At 62.2% G+C, this 17,226-nt stretch carries 15 protein-coding genes, 1 tRNA gene and 1 pseudogene; 9 read left to right on the top strand and 8 right to left on the bottom strand.

Features of this window, described 5'->3' with window-relative positions; genetic code table 11:
- Nucleotides 1-480 precede the first annotated feature (480 nt).
- The 5 genes from BEN47_RS14970 to BEN47_RS22525 all read left to right on the top strand — a co-directional run bounded on the left by BEN47_RS14970 (nt 481) and on the right by BEN47_RS22525 (nt 4,752).
- Nucleotides 481-1,359 carry a prephenate dehydratase gene (locus BEN47_RS14970; protein ID WP_070729272.1) on the top strand — a complete coding sequence of 293 codons (879 nt, stop codon included), beginning with the start codon at nt 481-483 and terminating at the stop codon, nt 1,357-1,359.
- 29 nt (nt 1,360-1,388) lie between these two features.
- Entirely contained in the window at nt 1,389-2,549 is a 1,161-nt protein-coding gene (locus BEN47_RS14965; protein ID WP_070729270.1) for a pyridoxal phosphate-dependent aminotransferase, read from the top strand.
- Between the two features lie 131 nt (nt 2,550-2,680).
- Complete coding sequence (locus tag BEN47_RS14960; protein ID WP_070729268.1) at nt 2,681-3,526, top strand: prephenate dehydrogenase; 846 nt, start codon at nt 2,681-2,683, stop codon at nt 3,524-3,526.
- Nucleotides 3,527-3,670: 144 nt separating this feature from the next.
- Nucleotides 3,671-4,153, top strand: coding sequence for a hypothetical protein (locus tag BEN47_RS22270; RefSeq protein ID WP_262490410.1), 483 nt, complete (start codon nt 3,671-3,673; stop codon nt 4,151-4,153).
- Entirely contained in the window at nt 4,141-4,752 is a 612-nt protein-coding gene (locus BEN47_RS22525) for a chorismate mutase (protein ID WP_262490409.1), read from the top strand. Before BEN47_RS22270 ends, BEN47_RS22525 begins: the two co-directional genes overlap by 13 nt.
- Nucleotides 4,753-4,949: 197 nt before the next feature.
- Here BEN47_RS22525 and BEN47_RS14950 read toward each other — a convergent pair whose 3' ends face one another.
- The 7 genes from BEN47_RS14950 to BEN47_RS14920 all read right to left on the bottom strand — a co-directional run bounded on the left by BEN47_RS14950 (nt 4,950) and on the right by BEN47_RS14920 (nt 12,711).
- A complete protein-coding gene (locus BEN47_RS14950) occupies nt 4,950-7,046 on the bottom strand; it encodes a M13 family metallopeptidase (protein ID WP_070729266.1) in 2,097 nt (698 codons plus the stop codon).
- Between the two features lie 134 nt (nt 7,047-7,180).
- The gene (locus BEN47_RS14945; RefSeq protein ID WP_070729265.1) at nt 7,181-9,118 is read right to left on the bottom strand and encodes a M56 family metallopeptidase; all 1,938 of its coding nucleotides are present in this window, start codon (nt 9,116-9,118) and stop codon (nt 7,181-7,183) included.
- Nucleotides 9,119-9,120: 2 nt separating this feature from the next.
- Nucleotides 9,121-9,489, bottom strand: coding sequence for a BlaI/MecI/CopY family transcriptional regulator (locus BEN47_RS14940; protein ID WP_070729263.1), 369 nt, complete (start codon nt 9,487-9,489; stop codon nt 9,121-9,123).
- 186 nt (nt 9,490-9,675) lie between these two features.
- Nucleotides 9,676-10,107, bottom strand: coding sequence for a hypothetical protein (locus tag BEN47_RS14935; protein ID WP_070729260.1), 432 nt, complete (start codon nt 10,105-10,107; stop codon nt 9,676-9,678).
- A gap of 65 nt (nt 10,108-10,172) precedes the next feature.
- Nucleotides 10,173-11,429 (bottom strand): TCR/Tet family MFS transporter, encoded by a 1,257-nt coding sequence (locus tag BEN47_RS14930; protein WP_070729258.1) that lies wholly within the window; start codon nt 11,427-11,429, stop codon nt 10,173-10,175.
- A 67-nt stretch (nt 11,430-11,496) separates the two neighbouring features.
- Nucleotides 11,497-11,904, bottom strand: a complete 408-nt coding sequence (locus tag BEN47_RS14925) for a hypothetical protein (RefSeq protein WP_070729257.1) — start codon at nt 11,902-11,904, stop codon at nt 11,497-11,499.
- A 156-nt stretch (nt 11,905-12,060) separates the two neighbouring features.
- The gene (locus BEN47_RS14920) at nt 12,061-12,711 is read right to left on the bottom strand and encodes an alpha/beta hydrolase (RefSeq protein WP_070729255.1); all 651 of its coding nucleotides are present in this window, start codon (nt 12,709-12,711) and stop codon (nt 12,061-12,063) included.
- A 386-nt stretch (nt 12,712-13,097) separates the two neighbouring features.
- Between BEN47_RS14920 and BEN47_RS14910 the strand changes: the two genes are divergently transcribed.
- The 4 genes and pseudogenes from BEN47_RS14910 to BEN47_RS14900 all read left to right on the top strand — a co-directional run bounded on the left by BEN47_RS14910 (nt 13,098) and on the right by BEN47_RS14900 (nt 16,411).
- Nucleotides 13,098-13,292 (top strand): hypothetical protein, encoded by a 195-nt coding sequence (locus tag BEN47_RS14910; protein WP_070729251.1) that lies wholly within the window; start codon nt 13,098-13,100, stop codon nt 13,290-13,292.
- 119 nt (nt 13,293-13,411) lie between these two features.
- Nucleotides 13,412-13,484 (top strand) — tRNA-Met (locus BEN47_RS14905).
- Between the two features lie 624 nt (nt 13,485-14,108).
- A pseudogene (locus BEN47_RS22905) lies at nt 14,109-15,301 on the top strand (peroxidase family protein); the annotation flags it as partial.
- Entirely contained in the window at nt 15,281-16,411 is a 1,131-nt protein-coding gene (locus tag BEN47_RS14900; RefSeq protein WP_369073820.1) for a peroxidase family protein, read from the top strand. The pseudogene BEN47_RS22905 and the gene BEN47_RS14900, both read left to right, overlap by 21 nt.
- A 132-nt stretch (nt 16,412-16,543) precedes the next feature.
- On the opposite strand, the gene BEN47_RS14895 is transcribed toward BEN47_RS14900, so the two are convergent.
- A complete protein-coding gene (locus BEN47_RS14895) occupies nt 16,544-17,200 on the bottom strand; it encodes a class I SAM-dependent methyltransferase (RefSeq protein ID WP_070729250.1) in 657 nt (218 codons plus the stop codon).
- Nucleotides 17,201-17,226 lie beyond the last annotated feature (26 nt).

The following is a 17,226-nucleotide window of genomic DNA, read 5'->3' as shown; positions in this document are numbered from 1 at the left end:
CATAGTCATGCTGAACGCTGTTGAAGCATCTTTACCGCTTCGTTGAAAAAGCCTCCAGGGAAGGAGGAGAGATGTTTCGGCAATCTTGGGCTGAATAGCAGCGAGCTGGTAAGTGCACCCCGGTGGATTTGTATTTCCCTAACTCCTGCCTACCTTGCCAGCTCATTCATCACCCGCATGTTCCAGACGCGCTGCTTCTTCGGCTATCATTACTTTTACGCTGCCGCGTAGAACGAGCCGCCGTTTGTAGTTAATCCAACAAACTTCTCCAGCGCCGCTCGTTCATCGAGAAGGCGCTTTTTTATTGCCCATTCACTACATGGCAGCTTCGCAGCAAGTCTCTTTTGCCTACAGCTACTACTCCTTCTATCTGAAGAAGCCGGCCCGCTGTTGCCAGAGCTAACCACTCGCTGCCAACAACACCAGGGCCCCGCACAACGGAGGCCCTTTTTTATTGCCATTCACTTACCTACGCTCGTTATGCCCACGCACGTCTCCATTCAGGGCTTTCAGGGAAGTTTTCACGAAGTGGCCGCTCGCCGGTATTTTGGGGCCGCGCCCGCGCTGTTGCCCTGCGCCACCTTCGCCGCAGTGGTGGCCCACGTGGTGAAGGGCACCGCCGGGGCCGGCCTGATGGCCATGGAAAACTCGCTGGCCGGCAGCATCCTGCCCAACTACCTGCTGCTGGAGCGCCACGCCGTGCAGGTGACCGGCGAAGTGTATTTGCCCATTCACCAGCACCTGCTGGCGTTGCCCGGCACTACGTTGGCCCAGGTGCAGGCTGTGCACTCGCACCCCATGGCCCTGCGCCAGTGCGGCGAGTTTCTGGACCAGCACCCGCACTGGAAGCTGGTGGAAACCGACGACACCGGCCACAGCGCCCAGCTGCTGGCCGAAACCCGCACGGCCGGCGTGGCCGTGGTGGCCGGCGCTCAAGCCGCCGAGCAGTTTGGCCTCCAAATCCTGGCGCCCGCCATTCACGACGACCCGCACAACTACACCCGTTTCCTGGTGCTGGAGCGTACCACTGACGTGGAGCCCGACCCGCAGGCCGACAAAGCCTCCCTCTATTTCTACACCAGTCACGCGCCCGGCAGCCTGGCGCAGGTGCTCACCCGCGTGGCCACGCACGGCCTCAACCTGAGCAAGCTGCAGTCGTGCCCGCGGCCCAGCCAGCCCTGGCAATACGGCTTCCACGCCGATGTTGAGTTTGAGGCAATACCTCAGCTGGATGCTTTACTGGCAGATTTGGCTGCCGTGACCGAAGAGCTGCGTGTGCTGGGCACCTACCGCCGCGGGCAGTGGAGCACCGCGCCTACCGAAACCCCGGCCGCCTCAATAGCAGCGCAATTGGCTTGAAAATCATGACGACTACTTCAGAAACTCGAATGCAAGTGCCCGTTGCCAGCCGCCTGGCCCACACCGGCGAATACTACTTCTCGCGTAAGCTACGCGAGTTGGCCGCCCTCAACGCCGCCGGGGCCAATATTATTAACCTCGGCATCGGCAGTCCCGATTTGCCGCCTCACTCCAGCGTGACCGCCGCCCTCACGGCTACCGCCGCGCTGCCCAACGCCCACGGCTACCAGGGCTACCAGGGTACCCCGGCCCTGCGCGGCGCCATGGCGGATTTCTATCAGCGCCACTACGATGTGACCCTGGACCCGGCCACCGAGATTATGCCGCTGCTGGGTTCTAAAGAGGGCTTGATGCACGTAGCCATGACGTTTCTCGAAGCCGGCGACGCCGTGCTGATTCCTAACCCCGGCTACCCTACCTACCGCGCCGTGGCCGAAATATGCGGGTCCGAAGCGCGCGAGTACGACCTCACGGCCGCCACGGGCTGGCTGCCCGATTTGGAGGCGCTGGCTCACACCGACCTCTCGCGGGTGAAGCTGATGCTGGTGAACTACCCGCACATGCCCACCGGCACAGCCGCCGACCTGCCCTTTCTTACGCGCCTCGTGGCCTTTGCCCGGCAGCACCAAATTCTGCTGGTGCACGACAATCCCTACGGCTTTATTCTCAATGAAACGCCGCCCATCAGCCTGCTGGCCGTGCCCGGCGCCCGCGAGGTAGCCCTTGAGTTGAACTCGCTGAGCAAATCGCACAACCTGGCCGGCTGGCGCGTGGGCATGCTCATGGGCCGCGCCGACTTGCTGGCCGACGTACTCCGTTTCAAAAGCAACATGGATTCGGGCATGTTCCTGGGGGTGCAGCAGGCCGCGGTAGCGGCCCTGGCACTGGGACCCGACTGGTTTACGGAGCTTAACGCTACCTACCGCGCCCGGCGCGAGCTGGTGGTGGAGTTGCTGCGCGCCCTGGGCTGCGACCCCGCGCCGGGCCAGGTAGGCCTGTTTATCTGGGCCGCCACGCCTGCCGAATTCGCCGATGGCTACGCCCTGAGCGATGCCGTGCTGGCCCAGGCCCGGGTGTTTCTCACGCCGGGCGGCATCTTCGGCAGCAATGGGAATGGATATGTGCGCGCCAGCCTCTGCCAGCCCGAAACGGTACTGCGCGAAGCGCTGGAAAGGGTTCGAAATCAATAGGAACCGTCATGCTGAGCTTGCCGAAGCATCTTTACCGCAGTAGTAACCAATGCTGATCCAACGAAGCGGTAGAGATGCTTCGGCTACGCTCAGCATGACGGTTCTTTTTAGTGTAAAAATCACCAAACGACATGAACGTTACCATTATCGGTCTGGGCCTCATCGGTGGCTCGCTGGCGCTCAGCCTGCGTCACCACGGCCTGGCGCACCGCCTCGTGGGGGTGGAAGCCAGCGAGCCTCACGCCCGCCGCGCCCTGGAGCTGGGCCTGGTCGATGAAATAGAAGCCGACCTGGCCACCGCCGTGCGCCGTGCCGATTTAATTGTGGTGGCTGTGCCCATGGACGCCATGGTGGCCGTGCTGCCGCCCGTGCTCGATGCCGTAGCCGCGCACCAGGTCGTCATCGACGTAGGTTCTACCAAGCAGGCGCTGCTGACGGCCGTGGCCCAGCACCCCAACCGGGGCCGCTTCGTGGCCGTGCACCCCATGGCCGGTACCGAGCATTCCGGCCCCGAAGCTGCCATAAACGGCCTGTTTGAGGGCAAAACGGTGGTGCTGTGCGACACCGCTAACAGCGACGCCGACGCCGTGCGCGTGGTGGAGCAACTGTTTCACGCGCTGCCCATGCGCCTGCTCTACCTCGACGGTGCCGCCCACGACCTGCACACGGCGTACGTGTCGCACATCTCGCACATCTCCTCCTTTGCCCTGGCCCTCACGGTGCTGGAAAAAGAGAAGGAAGAACAGCGCATCTTCGACCTCGCCAGCGGTGGCTTCGAGTCCACGGTGCGCCTGGCCAAAAGCTCTCCGGCAACCTGGGTGCCCATTTTTCGCCAAAACCGGCTGAATGTGCTCGATGTGCTGGATGAGCATCTGTACCAACTCCAGCACCTGCGCGACTTGCTGGCGCGCGAGGATTACGCTGGGCTAACCGAGCAAATCCAGCTAGCGAATCACATTGGCAAAATTCTGCCGTGAACTGTCATGCTGAGCGCAGCGAAGCATCTTATCACGTTGCGATGCCTCGTTCCGTAGCAATAGGACGCTTCGCTCAGCATGTTTAATGCAATGCCTGTCATCACTGGCTGCTACAATCAACTAAAACTAAACAATCCCAATCCCATGATACCAACGATGAAATCCGCGCTGTTCAACCGGCAGCCCGACGACAAGCCTTTCCTCATTTCGGGCCCCTGCTCGGCCGAAACCGAAGAACAAGTGCTCGATACCTGCCAGCGGCTGGCCGCCACCGGCAAGGTGCAGGCCCTGCGCGCCGGCATCTGGAAGCCGCGCACCAAGCCCGGCATGTTTGAGGGCGTGGGTACCAAGGGCCTGCCGTGGCTGAAAAAAGCCAGCGAGCTCACCGGCCTGCCCATCGCCGTGGAAGTAGCCACCGCCAAGCACGTGGAGGACTGCCTGGCCTTCGGCGTGGATATTTTGTGGGTGGGCGCGCGCACCACCGGCAACCCGTTTTCGGTGCAGGAAATTGCTAATGCCCTGCGCGGCGTGGACGTGCCCGTGCTGGTAAAAAACCCCATTCACCCCGAGCTGGAGCTGTGGGTGGGCGCCGTCGAGCGCTGCAAAAAGCCGGTTTGCAGCACGTAGGCCTCATTCACCGCGGCTTTTCGAGCTACGGCAACACCGATTTCCGCAACGCGCCAATGTGGCACCTGCCCATTGAGATGAAGCGCCGTATGCCCGAAATGCCGCTGCTCTGCGACCCCAGCCACATCTGTGGCCGGCGCGACACGCTGGTCGCCGTGGCCCAGCAGGCCCTCAACCTGGGCTTCGACGGCAACATGATTGAAAGCCACATCGACCCCGACAACGCCTGGAGCGACGCCAAGCAGCAAATCACCCCGGAAGTGCTGCGCGACCTGATTGAAGGCCTGGTGTGGCGCCACGAAACCACCAACGAGCGCGAGTTCCTGACGGCCCTGGCCAGCTTCCGCGAGCAAATCAATCAGCTCGATGCCGAAGTGATGCAGCTGTTGGGGCGCCGCATGGCCGTGGCCGAGAAAATCGGGCAGTACAAAAAGGAAAACGACATCACCATCCTGCAAACCGCCCGCTGGAACGAGGTGCTGGAGCGCGCCATCCGCCAGGGCCAGTCAGTAGGCCTTTCCACCGATTTTGTGGAGCAGTACCTGGCAGCAGTGCACTTGGAGTCCATTGGCCACCAGAATAAGGTGATGGAAGGCTAAACCGACAAGAGAGGACGTCACGCCGAGAATAGTCGAGACGCGCCTGCGTAACAGGTGTCTTGTGCTCGGTTTGTACTAATAGTATATAAAAAAGAGGCCTCATGTATAGTAAGGCCTCTTTTTTGTGCTTTAGTGTGTGGTGTGCTATCGGTTGTGGTGCCAAAAGCTCCTTCAATGCATCATCACATTTAATTGCTCTACCAAATTACAGCCCGGTCCGTCGTGCTGCGAATCATTTTGTCGCCCTCCTTGCACCCAAAGGCAGCCTGGAATTGCGGCATGTTCATCAACGGGCCAATGGTGCGGTACTGGCCCGGCGAGTGCGGGTCCGTCAGGATTTGCTGGCGCAATGCCTCGGGGCGAATGTTGGTGCGGCGCAGCTGGGCCCAGCTCAAGAAGTAGCGCTGCTCGGGCGTGAAGCCGTCGTATTTCGGGCGCGGGCCGTTGCCGTAGCGCTGCTGCAATTGCTTCTGCAGGGCGCCGTACACCACGGTGAGGCCGGCAAAATCGGCCAGGTTCTCGCCCATGGTCAGCTTGCCGTTCACGTGCACCGAGTCGAGGGGCGAGAAGGCGTCGTACTGCTGGCCCACCACGTTGGCGCGCTTCGTGAACTCGGCCGCGTCGGCGGGCTTCCACCAGTCGCGCAGGTTGCCCTCGGAGTCGTACTGCCGGCCCTGGTCGTCGAAGCCGTGGGTTATTTCGTGGCCCATCACCCCGCCAATGGCGCCGTAGTTGATGGCGTCGTCGGCCTTGGGGTCGAAGAACGGCGGCTGCAGGTAGCCGGCCGGAAACACGATTTCGTTCAGCGGCGGGTTGTAGTATGCGTTGATGGTGGGCGGCGTCATGCCCCACTCGTTGCGGTCTATCGGACCGCCAAATTTGGCGGTCTCGCGCTTGTTGTTCCACAGCCGAGCGGCCAGCACGTTTTTCAGGTAGCTCTCCCGGCCGATGCTCAGGGCCGAATAGTCCTTCCACACGTCGGGATAGCCGATTTTCACGCGCAGCGCGTTCAGCTTCTTCAGCGCCTCGGCTTTGGTGGGTGCGCTCATCCAGGTGTTGTTCTGAATGTGCTCGGCCATGCTCACCTTGATGTTGGCCACCATTTCCAGGGCCTTGGCCTTGGCGGCGGGCGGAAACGCCTGGTCCACGTAAAGCTGGCCGAAGGCTTCACCCAACGTTTGGTCAGTGGCTGTTTGCATGCGTTTCCATCGGGCGGCCTGCTGCTTGGCACCGGTCTGGGCCTGGCCGTAGCGGAAGGCCGCATCGGCGTAGGCGCTGGGCAGGGCGGAGGCGAAAGACCGCACCAGATGCCAGCGCATGTAGGTTTTGAGGTCAGCCAGCGGCTCGGTCTTCAGCACGGCGTTCACCTCATCAAAAAACGCGGGCTGGCCGAGGATGATTTCCTGGGCCTTGCTGAGCTGCATATCGGCCAGCAGCTTTTTGGGGTCGAGGGCGGGGTAGCGCTTCTGAGCCGCCGCCACGGTCATCTTGTTGTAGTTCGACTGTGGGTCGCGTAGCTCCACGCGGGTCCGGGAGGCCCTGGCCAGCCGGGTTTCAAGGCGCTCCACGGTGGCGGCGTTGCGCCGGGCCACGGCCGGGGCGTCGCCCAGCAGCCCAAACACCTCCGTCATGTAGGTCCGGTAGGCAGTTTTCACCTTCTCGGTCCGCGCGTCGTTTTTGAAATAGAAATCCCGGTCCGGCAAGGTCAGGCCGCCTTGGTTGAGCTGCACGGCGTATTCGGTGGTCTTTTTCTCGTCCACTTCCACCCCGCCGCGGAAGAAAATGCCAGTTCCCAGCTCCTGCAGGTGCACCATGGCAGCACGCAGCGCGGCCTTGTCGCGCACGGCCGCCAACCGGTCCAGCTCCGGTTTCAGTGGCCCGATGCCAGCCTTTTCAATAGCCACTGTGTCCATGGCGGCGGCGTAAAAATCGCCTACTTTCTGGGCGTTGCTGCCGGGCGCGGCCGTGCGGTTGGCCGCAGCATCTTCCAGAATGCGGCGCAGCGTTTCCTGCGTGCGGTTGCCCAGCAGGTTGCGCGGCCCCCAGCTGCTGGCGTAGCTCGGCACGGGGTTACTCTTCAACCAATTGCCGCCCGAAAACTGAAAAAAGTCATCGCAGGGGTTCACCGTGCGGTCCAGGTCGGCCATGTCGAGGCCCACGCCAGCCGGGTCGGCCGGAGTTGCGGCAACCGCCGCGGTTGGCGTGGTGGCCACGGGAGCGAGCTTGGTGCCGGCGCAGCTGGCCAAGGCCAGCGTGCCTGCCGCTAACCAAGGGTGCAAGTGCAATTTGTTCATAAAGATGGAAAGACGGGTTTGCAGGCGCAAAGTAGAAAGAAGCCGGGGCCCGGAATGAAGCAAAGGCACAAAAAAGCCGCTCTTTTAACAGCAGCGGCTTTTTTGTAAAATTACAACCTGGCAAAGTGCGGAGGTCAGCGAGCGTTCGAAGTATACGAATCAGAGATAAATTTCCCCTGCGCATCGAACAGCAGATAGCCTGGACGCCGGCCCAGCACAATCTCGGCCTGGTAGCGCGTTGCCCCACCATTGACGCCAGGCACTTCGCTCACGCCCAGCAGCCGGGCACCCGGGTACGTTTTGGTGATGTAAAGCAGCGCCTCGGGCGCCAGGTAGGCCACGCTTTTGGGCGTTTCGGCCACGGCTGGTGCTGGTGCTGCTGCTCCGTATTTCGCGTTGAAAGCCTGCACCTCGGGCGCGTCCTGGTTTTCCTTGGTAGTTATAAGGATGACACCTTCGGCGCCGGCGTCGCCGGCCAGCTGCCGGGCGCTCTCGCCCTTGAGCACGCTGATGGAAGCAATGCTGCTGGGGCTGATGGCATTAATGTCAGTAGTGGTCCGCTTCCCGTCGACATAGACGATTGGCGGTGTGCCGGCCGCCTGACCCGGCGAGGCCGAGAGGGCTTTTGCAACAACCGCTTCGGTGGCCGAGGCGGGCTCTTGGCGTTGACTGGTGGGTTTTGCCACTTGCACGGGCTGCTCAGCTTCATTGAAATACAGCTGAACGCGCCGGTCGTCCTCTTTAACGGCGGCCAGGTATTTAACGAAAGGGGCCTTAGCGCTGGGTTTCTCGCTGATGGCCCAGCTCACCAGCTTGGCGTTCGGATAGGTTTTGGCAATGTAGGCCTTGATGCCAGCGGGCAGCTGGTGTTTGGCAGGGTCAACGGCGGGTCCGAGCTTGAACTTGGTATCCAGTGCCCCGGCTGCGTCCACTTTTGCGTTCAGGGCCAGCAAATCGGCCCGGTTACGGTTTTTATTGGTCGTAATCATTATCGCCCAGTCTGCGTCCACGCCATTTCCCAGCACCTGCTGCACCTGGGCGTCTTTGAGAATCTTCATCGTGGCTACATCGCCAAATAAATCATCTTTGCCCCTCAGGGTAGTTGGCTTCCCATCAAGATAATAGACCCTAGATAAGCCTACTGGCTCTACTGCAGTAGCTGCGGTAGCTGTTCCCACGGGCACCTTTGGCCCGGCGCCCTGCGCTTGCGCCGCCGAGAAGCCGAGCGCCACGGCCAGCACCAGTGGCCCGGCCACAATGTAGCGGGTCAACTGCCCGGTCGAAGAAAGCGGAGTATTCATCATGGCAACGCGGTTTTTGAGGGTAGGAAATGTGAAATGAGAAACGAGGGAAGGCCCGGCCACGCCGTGGCTGAGGCGCAGCAGGCTGTATTGGTAGGCCCGGCGGTCGAGGCCGGTTTGCAGGGCGGCGTGGTCGGCCAGGTACTCCAGGTTATCGAGTAGGGCGCGGCGCAGCAGCCACGCGGCGGGGTTGCACCAGGCCAGGGCCTGCGCCACCTGGGCCAGCAGCACATCCAGGGTGTGCCACTGCTGCACGTGCACCTGCTCGTGGCGCAGCACGGCGGCCAGCTCCGGCACCGGGTGCCAGGCCGGGTTGAGGTAAATGGTTTGCCAGAACGAAAACGGGCTCACGGCTCCCGCCAGCGTGCGCACCGCCTGCCCGTGCAGCACGGCCGCCTGCGAGTTGCGCCGCACCCGCCACAACGAGAGCAGCTGCACCAGCAGCCGGCCCAGCAGCACCGCCGCGCCGCCCGCGTACAGCACCAGGCCCACATGCTCCCAATCGATGGACGCCGCCGCCGCCACCGGAGCCGCCTCGCTTGGCCCGCCAGCGGTTGCCAGCACCGTAAACGCTACCGGCAGGCTGGCTGCTTCCGGAAACAGCGCCGGCAGGGGCAGCACCGGGTACGCCGCTGAAAACACCAGGGCAAACAGCAGGTAAAAACGATTGAGAGTGAAAAACGTGAGCCGGCGCAGCAGCCCGAAATACGCCGCCGCAAACAGCAGCAGCGCCACGTTGGCCTTCAGCAGGTAGAGCAGGGTGGGTGCCATGGCTACTGGGCTTTTTTGCTTTCGATGAGCTTGATAATCTCCTGCAAATCAGCGGCGCTGACTTTCTCCTCCTGCGCGAAAAACGACACCAGGTCTTTGTAGGAATTCTGAAAGTGCTGCTGCACCAGCGTGCCCAGCGAGCGGCGCTGGTAGTCGTCGGCCGAAATCAGGGGGACGAAGCGGTACGAATTGCCCAGCTTCTCGGCGCGCACGAAGCCTTTGCGCTCCAGGTTGCGGAGCGTGCTGGCCAGCGTGGTGTAGGGCGGGCGCGGCGCGGGCAGGCCCTCCAGTATTTCCTTCACGAAGCCCCCGCTGGGCAGGGGCCAGAGCACGCGCAGGGCATCTTCTTCGGGCTGAGTTAGGCGTTCCATAGGAATAGCTAAGCTGTATTTACGATTGTGTCGTAATTCTACGAATATTTCGTAATAAGAAAAAATTTAATTTATCCAGAATATTTTAGCGACAACAAAAAAGCCTTTTCCACCGCGGAAAAGGCTTTTTGTAGAAAAATAAATTTGTTGGTGCGGGCAACGTTGGCTGCTCTCAAAACGACGGGGCTAGTGCCGGACCTTATCCGTCTGCTGGATTTGCAGCCAGCGGATGGCGGCGCCTTCGTCGCCAAAAAAGGAAATGGCAAACGGCTTGTCGTCATAGGCCTCGGCCGACACATAATCCGGCTGGTTGATGATGGACTCGTGCAGGGCCGGGCCCACGAGGTAGGCCACAAACAAGCGGCCCCCCAGCTGCCGCGCCATTCCCGGGAAATAGTTGCTCAGCAGCCACTGCGTGGTGGCGGGGTCGTTGAGGGTGCGGCGGCGGATGTCCTGCAGCCAGAATCGGGCCTGCTTCTCAAGGGCCACATCGGTCATGTGCTGGTACACGGCCGGCAGCTCGCGCGGGTCGGGCTGGTGGCCCCAGCGGCCCACCAGAATGTCGAGGTCGGCGCGGTGGGAACATTCGAGGAGAGGCGCGGGGAGTTCCGTGGACATGAGTAAAAGCAGAAGTTCGGGCAAATTACGCAGGGTATGAAGTCGAGGCGTGCCGGCGCTGCCGGCTAGTGTACGGGCACGGCTTCGGCGGGGGCAATCCCGGCCGCTACCGGCGGGTGCTTGCGCAGGGAGCGCACCGCCAGGGCCACGCTGGCCAGCGTGAGCACCGCCCCCAGCAGAAAGGGCGCGCCGGGAAACTGCACCGGTGCCGTGGGCCGCGTGAAGTAGCCAAACAAGTACGTCATCATCAGCGGCCCCACCACGCCCGTGGCGCTGATGAGGCTGGTGAGCGAGCCCTGCAGCTCGCCCTGCTCCGTGGCCGGTACCTGCCCCGAAATGGTGCCCTGCAGCGCCGGCCCGGCCAGACCGCCCAGGCAATAGGGCGCCAGAAACACCAGCATGAGCCAGCCGCTGGAAGCAAACGCAAACAGCACAAAGCCCACCGCGTAGCACGAGAGCCCAATAACAATGGCCCGCGCCGCGCCCAGCTTCGGGATGGCCACCCGCACCAGCCCGCCCTGCACCAACCCCGAAAACAGCCCCACCACCGCCAGCGAGATGCCCACCAGCCGTTCGGTCCAGCCAAACTTGAGCATGGTATAAAACGACCAGACCGACTGCGTGGCCGAGCCCGCCAGGTAAATGAGCACCAGCGAAGCCACCAGGCCCAGCACCGCCGGGTAGTTGCGCAGCCGCAGCAGCGAGGCCACGGGGTTGGCCCGGCGCCACTCAAATGCCCGCCGCTTATCGGGTGGCAGCGACTCGGGGAGCACGAAGAAGCCGTACAGGAAGTTGCACAAACTCAGCCCCGCCGCCACCATAAACGGCACCCGCGAGCCAAAATCGGCCAGCAAGCCGCCCACCGCCGGCCCAATGATAAAGCCCATGCCGAAGGCCGCGCCCACCAGCCCAAAATTCTGGGCCCGCTTCTCGGGCGTGCTGATGTCGGCGATGTAGGCTGTGGCCGTGGTGAAGCTGGCCCCCGTGATGCCCGCAATCACGCGGCCCACAAACAGCCAGGCCAGGGTGGGCGCAAAGCTCAGGAAGATGTAGTTCAGGCCCAGGCCCAGCAGCGCCGCCAGCAGCACCGGCCGCCGCCCCAGCTTGTCGCTGAGCCCACCAATAACGGGCGCAAAACAAAACTGCGCCGCCGCGTAGGCAAACGTGAGCCAGCCCGAGTATTCCGATGCCCGGCTCAGCCCCTCGCCCGTGAGCTGCTGAATGAGCTTGGGCACCACCGGAATAATAATGCCCAGCCCGATAACGTCAATCAGAATGGTGACGAAAATGAAGCCAAGGGCGGGAGAGCGTTTATCGGACATTCGAAAAAACAAGGAAGCGAGTGGGAGGACCACGGCCCGGTACAGTGGCCGGAGCCAGCACTAGCGCTTAGGCACCGAGCCACGCAAGGGCGGCATTTTCTTCGATAAACCGCTCGCCGACAAAAGGTTTGTCAGCAAAATACGCCGGTGGCGGAAAAGCCGCGTCGGCGGCCTCGTCGCGCATGTAAACGGGCGCCATGAGGTAGGCCAGCCGGGTGCGGCCTCCCAACCGGGGCTCCAGCTGCGGCAGCCAGGTAGTTACCATCCACTGGGCGCCTAACTGGTGGGTGTTTTGCCGCCGGCGCACGTCCAGCAGCCAGCGGCGGCAGCTGCCCGCCTGGGCCGCATCGAGCAGCAGCTGGTAGCCAAGCTGCATTTCCGGCAGCTCAACGGGGCGCAGCCACCGGCCCACCAGCAAGTCCAGGTCGGTCCGGTAGCTGATTTCCAGGAAGTCCTGTACCAGGATGGGTTTCATGCGCGGCAAGCAAACAATAGCGGGCCACAAAGGTACGGGACAGCCTTGCCGCCTGCCAACGCCACGGAAACCGCCGGGGCTGCTTTGAGGCGGGCCGCGGCCGGTGTATTCTTGGTTCTGTGCGATTGTCGCCTCGTTTTGCTGCCAACCGGGTTGCTAAACGGGGGCGCTGGCACCCAGGGCGGCCAACGGCAGCGGCCCCGAATCCACGATGCGCTGCTGGGCGCTCAGGCCCACGTCGAGCAGGTCCTGCATGAGGCCTTCGCCAATGGTTTCGCGCGTGTAGGTGTCGTTGCTGGTACTCACCACCAGCACTGGGCGCTCGGGCAGGGCCACCAGGGTAGCCCGCCGGTCAATCTCAATCGGGAACACGGGCGCGCATAGTATTAGCCGGGTATAATCCACGGTGTTGCCAGCCAGCCAGCGGCACGCCGCGGCTGCCCCGTGCCCGAAGCCAATGACCGTGACCGGCGTGCCCGGGGCACACTGGGCCAGCACTTCCTGGGTCAACGCATTGAGGTAGGTGCCGAGGTCCGCCAGGTCGGCCAGCAGCGAATCGGGGGCAAACCACGCGGCACCGGTGCGCGGGGCCGCGCCGTCGGCGGGGGCGAGGGCGTGGCGGCTCAGGGCCTCGGGCAGCAGCAGCAGGCGCTCGGGCGTGTCGAGGTTGCGGAGCTGCTCGGCCAGGTCGGCAAGGGGTTGGTCGTGGCCGTGCAGGCACACCCATACCTGCTCAATGGCCGGGCCGGGCTCGCCCAGGCTGATGTAGCGGGCGGTGCGCGGCGTGGTAAAGGAAATTGGGGTCATTCGTCTACGTGAAATCATGGTTGAGCACCCGGTATACGGCCGCTGGTAGTTCATCGCCGGCCCAGAAAGCAGGTCCCTGCCAAAAGCCGTGCCTACCGGCCCGGCATTCCGGCCCGCGTCCCGGGCGTGCCGATGTCGGCAATATAGGCACTTGCCGAGGGCAGTGCCGCAATACCGGCAATCACGTCGCGCTGTGCCAGCGCTGCTTCAGCGTGAAAGGCCGGGCCCGGGTTGGCTCGTGAGCGGTTGCTCACTGCGGGCCGGCCCACCGTCACCGGCGTCAGCCTATTACCCCGGTTCTATCTATTTGCTGATGATTACCGTATGATGGGGCATTCCTGAGTCTTCGGGACTTCCGGCTGTATTTATTCATCTCAACCATTCTCATGAACCAGAAACGCACTTTTGGCACGATTCTCACCATTTTGGGCATCATTGGCATCATCGTCGGGGCCCTTGCCTTTTTGGGCATTGGCAGCATCGGCCTCAGCAAGATGAATTCTGCGGTCCCGTTCGTGGTGGGCCTTATCTTCTTTCTGGCCGGCATCAATCTGGTGAAGACCACCGGCGACCGGACTTAGAGCCGGTAAATTAGTAAAATACTCGTCTGGTAGTCAGTGGCTCACTTGGTATGGGCGGGTTTTTACTGGAAAAGGCATTGCCTTCCCGGAAAAGCAGCTTACCTTTGTATCACAAACAGTGCGGGGTGGAGCAGTTGGTAGCTCGTTGGGCTCATAACCCAAAGGTCACTGGTTCGAGTCCAGTCCCCGCTACCTAAAAGGCCGTTTTCCTAGTGGAAAACGGCCTTTTCTTTTGTCCATACGATAATTACCAGGACAACTTTGGTCGCCTTTACGTCAACAAGTAGGCCTCTAGCATCGGAAATGCCGCCCGGTGAGGAGTGGAAAATGCCGCTGTTCCCCTTTGTCGGCCCTCCCACTGCAACTTCCAGCCTAGCCTGACAATAGCAGCCCCGCGTTTCTCCACTGAGGGCGCGGGTTTTTTTGTGATGGCGTGGGAAAGGGTGCCGGCACCGTTGCCTGGCATTAAGCAAGCTGAACCCAGCCGCTGCGGGTGGTTCAACTTGGGTGGACGCGGCCAAACCGCTTCGCAAGGACATACCGAAAACCAGTCATTCGGGCAGCGTGCGTCACATCGGCGCTACTGTAGCCAAGCGCCTTGCTGTTTCCTCGAAAATGTAGTCGCGGGCGCTGTACCTGCGTTTAACCTGGAATGCTGCTAAAGAAACGTTTCTGAACGATTACGTGGCAGTTACAGGACTCGGCAGCCAGGCAGCCGCAGCTTTGGGCCCGCGGTAACCCGATGCCCTGCCGTGTGGTTGTTAAGTAGCGCCCTGCCGCAGCGTGCTCAAAATCGACTACCTACACAAACCCCATATGCTCAACATAACCAACGACAAGACCAACACCGATACGTTTGAAATGGCGGGCAAATGCCCTTTCGGCGGCGACAGCATCGGCGGCGCGGTGGGGACGCCGCCCGCGCTTTCCGACTGGTACCCCAACCGGCTGAAGGTGGAGCAGTTGCACCAGAACGGCCCGAGCGCCAATCCGCTCGGCGAGGATTTCGACTACGCCGAAGCATTCAACGCCCTCGACCTGGAGGCACTGAAGCAGGAAATCAAGACCTTTCTGACCACTTCGGTGGCTTGGTGGCCGTCCGACTACAATAACTACGGCCCGCAGATGATTCGGATGGCCTGGCACTCGGCCGGGACCTACCGCATTGCCGACGGCCGCGGGGGCGCTGGGGAGGCGCTGCAGCGTTTTGCGCCCGTCGACAGCTGGTGGGACAATGGCAACACCGACAAGTCGCGCCGGCTTATCTGGCCCATCAAGCAGAAGTACGGCAGCGCCCTGTCCTGGGCCGACCTTATTGTGCTGACTGGCAACTGCGCGCTGGAAATCATGGGTTTCCCCACCTACGGTTTCGCCGCGGCCGCCACGATGCCTGGGAGGTGGACAACAGCACCTATTGGGGCCCCGAGGTGGTGCGAGACCTCAAGAATGCGGAATCGCCCGACAGCATGGTGAACCGGGATAAGCGGTGGCGCGGCCAAAATGGCGACGCGAACTATGACCTCGAAAACCCGCTGGCGGCCTCTCACCAGGCCCTTATTTACGTGAACCCCGAAGGTCCATACGCCAACGGCGACCCGATGGGCTCGGCGCGCGACATCCGCGTGACGTTCACGCGCATGGCCATGAACAACGAGGAAACCGTGGCCCTGATTGCCGGCGGCCACGCCTTCGGCAAGAGCCACGGCATGGTACCGGCATCCGAAATTGGGATGCCGCCCGAGATTGCGCCCATGGAGGCCATGGGCTTTGGCTGGCACAACCCCAAGGGCCCGGGCAACGCCGAATTTACGATGACCAACGGCATTGAGGGCAGCTGGACGCCGAACCCAACCCAGTGGGACAACGACTACCTCGAAAACCTGTTCAAATTTGAATGGGAGCAGACCAAGAGCCCGGCCGGCGCCCTGCAGTGGACCCCCACCGACCCGAACGCGCCCAAAACGCCCGACGCGCACATCCTCGGCCAGATGAACGCGCTGATGATGATGACCAGCGACATTGCCCTGAAGGTGGACCCCGAATACCGCAAGGTCTGCGAGAAATTCCTCGGCGACTTCGACGCCTTCACCCAGGCTTTTTCCAAAGCCTGGTACAAGCTGACCCACCGCGACATGGGTCCGCGCGAGCGGTACCTCGGTCCCGAGAAGGTGAACGAAAACGACCTGCTCTGGCAGGACCCCATCCCGCTGGCCGACTATGCGTTGGTTGACGCGGCGGACATCACGGCGCTCAAGAAATCGATTCTGGCGTCGGGCATTTCCGCGTCTGACTTGGTATACACCGCCTTTTCGGCCGCGGTCACGCACCGTAGCAGCGACAAGCGGGGCGGTGCCAATGGCGGGCGGCTCGCGCTGGCCCCGCAGAAAGATTGGGCGGTTAACCGGCGCACGGTACCGGTTATCGCAGCCCTGCGCACGGTAATGAAGGAGTTCAACGGCCAGCAGAAAGGCGACAAAAAGGTGTCGCTCGCCGACCTGATTGTGCTGGGCGGTTGCGCCGCGCTTGAGAAAGCGGCCGCCGATGCGGGCTTTACCACGGCGGTTCCCTTCACGCCGGGCCGCCGCGACACCACGCAGGAGTTGACCGATATCGAGATGTTCAGATGGTTGAAACCGGTGGCTGATGGCTTCCGCAACTACCTCGACCAAGAGTTCGATGCCATTTCGCAGGGCGTGGCCCCGGAGGAAATGTTCCTCGACAAGGCCCAGCTGCTCTCGCTCACCGCCCCGGAGTGGGTGGCGCTGATGGGCGGTCTGAAAGCAATGAATGCCAACCACGACGGCTCCGCGCACGGCATTTTCACCGACCGCGTGGGCGTGCTGACCAACGACTTCTTCACGGTGCTCACCAGCATGGACTTCGAATGGAAAAAGACGGATGCACAAGGCATGACCTTCTCGCTCGAAGACCGTGCAACGGGCGAGAAACGCTTCACGGCAACGCGCTCCGACCTCATCTTCGGCTCGAACAGCCAGCTACGCGCAGTAGCAGAAGTGTACGCCGGCAGCGATGGCCAGAAACGCTTCGTGAAAGCCTTCGTGAAGGCGTGGGATAAGGTGATGATGCTCGACCGCTACGACGTGAAGGTTTCATTTTAATAACCCATATGTAGCGGCAGTAGCTGTCCAAAAAACCGCTCTAGGCAACGGAGTAAGGTTTTCGGAGCATGATAACAAACAAAAAGAGCGCGCCAATTGGCGCGCTCTTTTTGTTTGTTATCATGCATTATATCAATTGATAACGGCTTGGATTGGCGGCGTGGCGGCGTGTGCCACCACGGCATACAACGGGTCGGAGCGGCCGGGGGCGGGGCTACGGTCCAGCAGGGTGATGGGCTGCCAGCCACCCGCTTCTTCCAGGAAACGCTGCACCAGCGCCAGGTGCCCGCGGTCGTCGAGGGCGTGCCAGGCGGCAATGGCTTTGCTGGGAAAGCAGCGGTTGGAAAACGTGATGACCAGCGGCGCGCCGGGCCGGAGCACGCGGGCCAGCTCGCGCAGCACCGCCACCGGCTGCGTGAGGTAGTCGATGGACACGCAGATGGCCGCGCCGTCGAATTCCTGGTCCTGAAAGGGCAGGCTGGGCTGCTCGTTCAGGTCCTGCACCACGTGGGCACTGAGGCGCGGGTTGGCGCGCAGCTCGGCCGCGTTCATGCCCAGACCCACCACGCGGGGGTAGGCAATTTCGGCGGGCAGGTGGCTTATCCAGCTGCTCATCAGGTCGAGTAGGGCGCTGTGGGGCGGAAAATACTCGCGGTAGAGCTGCTTGACGGCGGCAATGGCTGCGTCATCAATGTGCGCGACGAAGCGCGGATGGTGATAGAATTCCGCATCGGGCGTTTCGTCTTGTCGCTGGAACAGGCTAGCGGGCAACGGGCTATTGGGGTCCATGTCTGGTATTGAGTAGGTGACCTTTG

It is taken from the genome of Hymenobacter lapidarius, assembly GCF_001816145.1.
GTDB lineage: Bacteria > Bacteroidota > Bacteroidia > Cytophagales > Hymenobacteraceae > Hymenobacter > Hymenobacter lapidarius.
The sequence above is the reverse complement of the archived record's forward strand: the minus strand, read 5'-3'. Positions and strand labels throughout refer to the sequence as shown.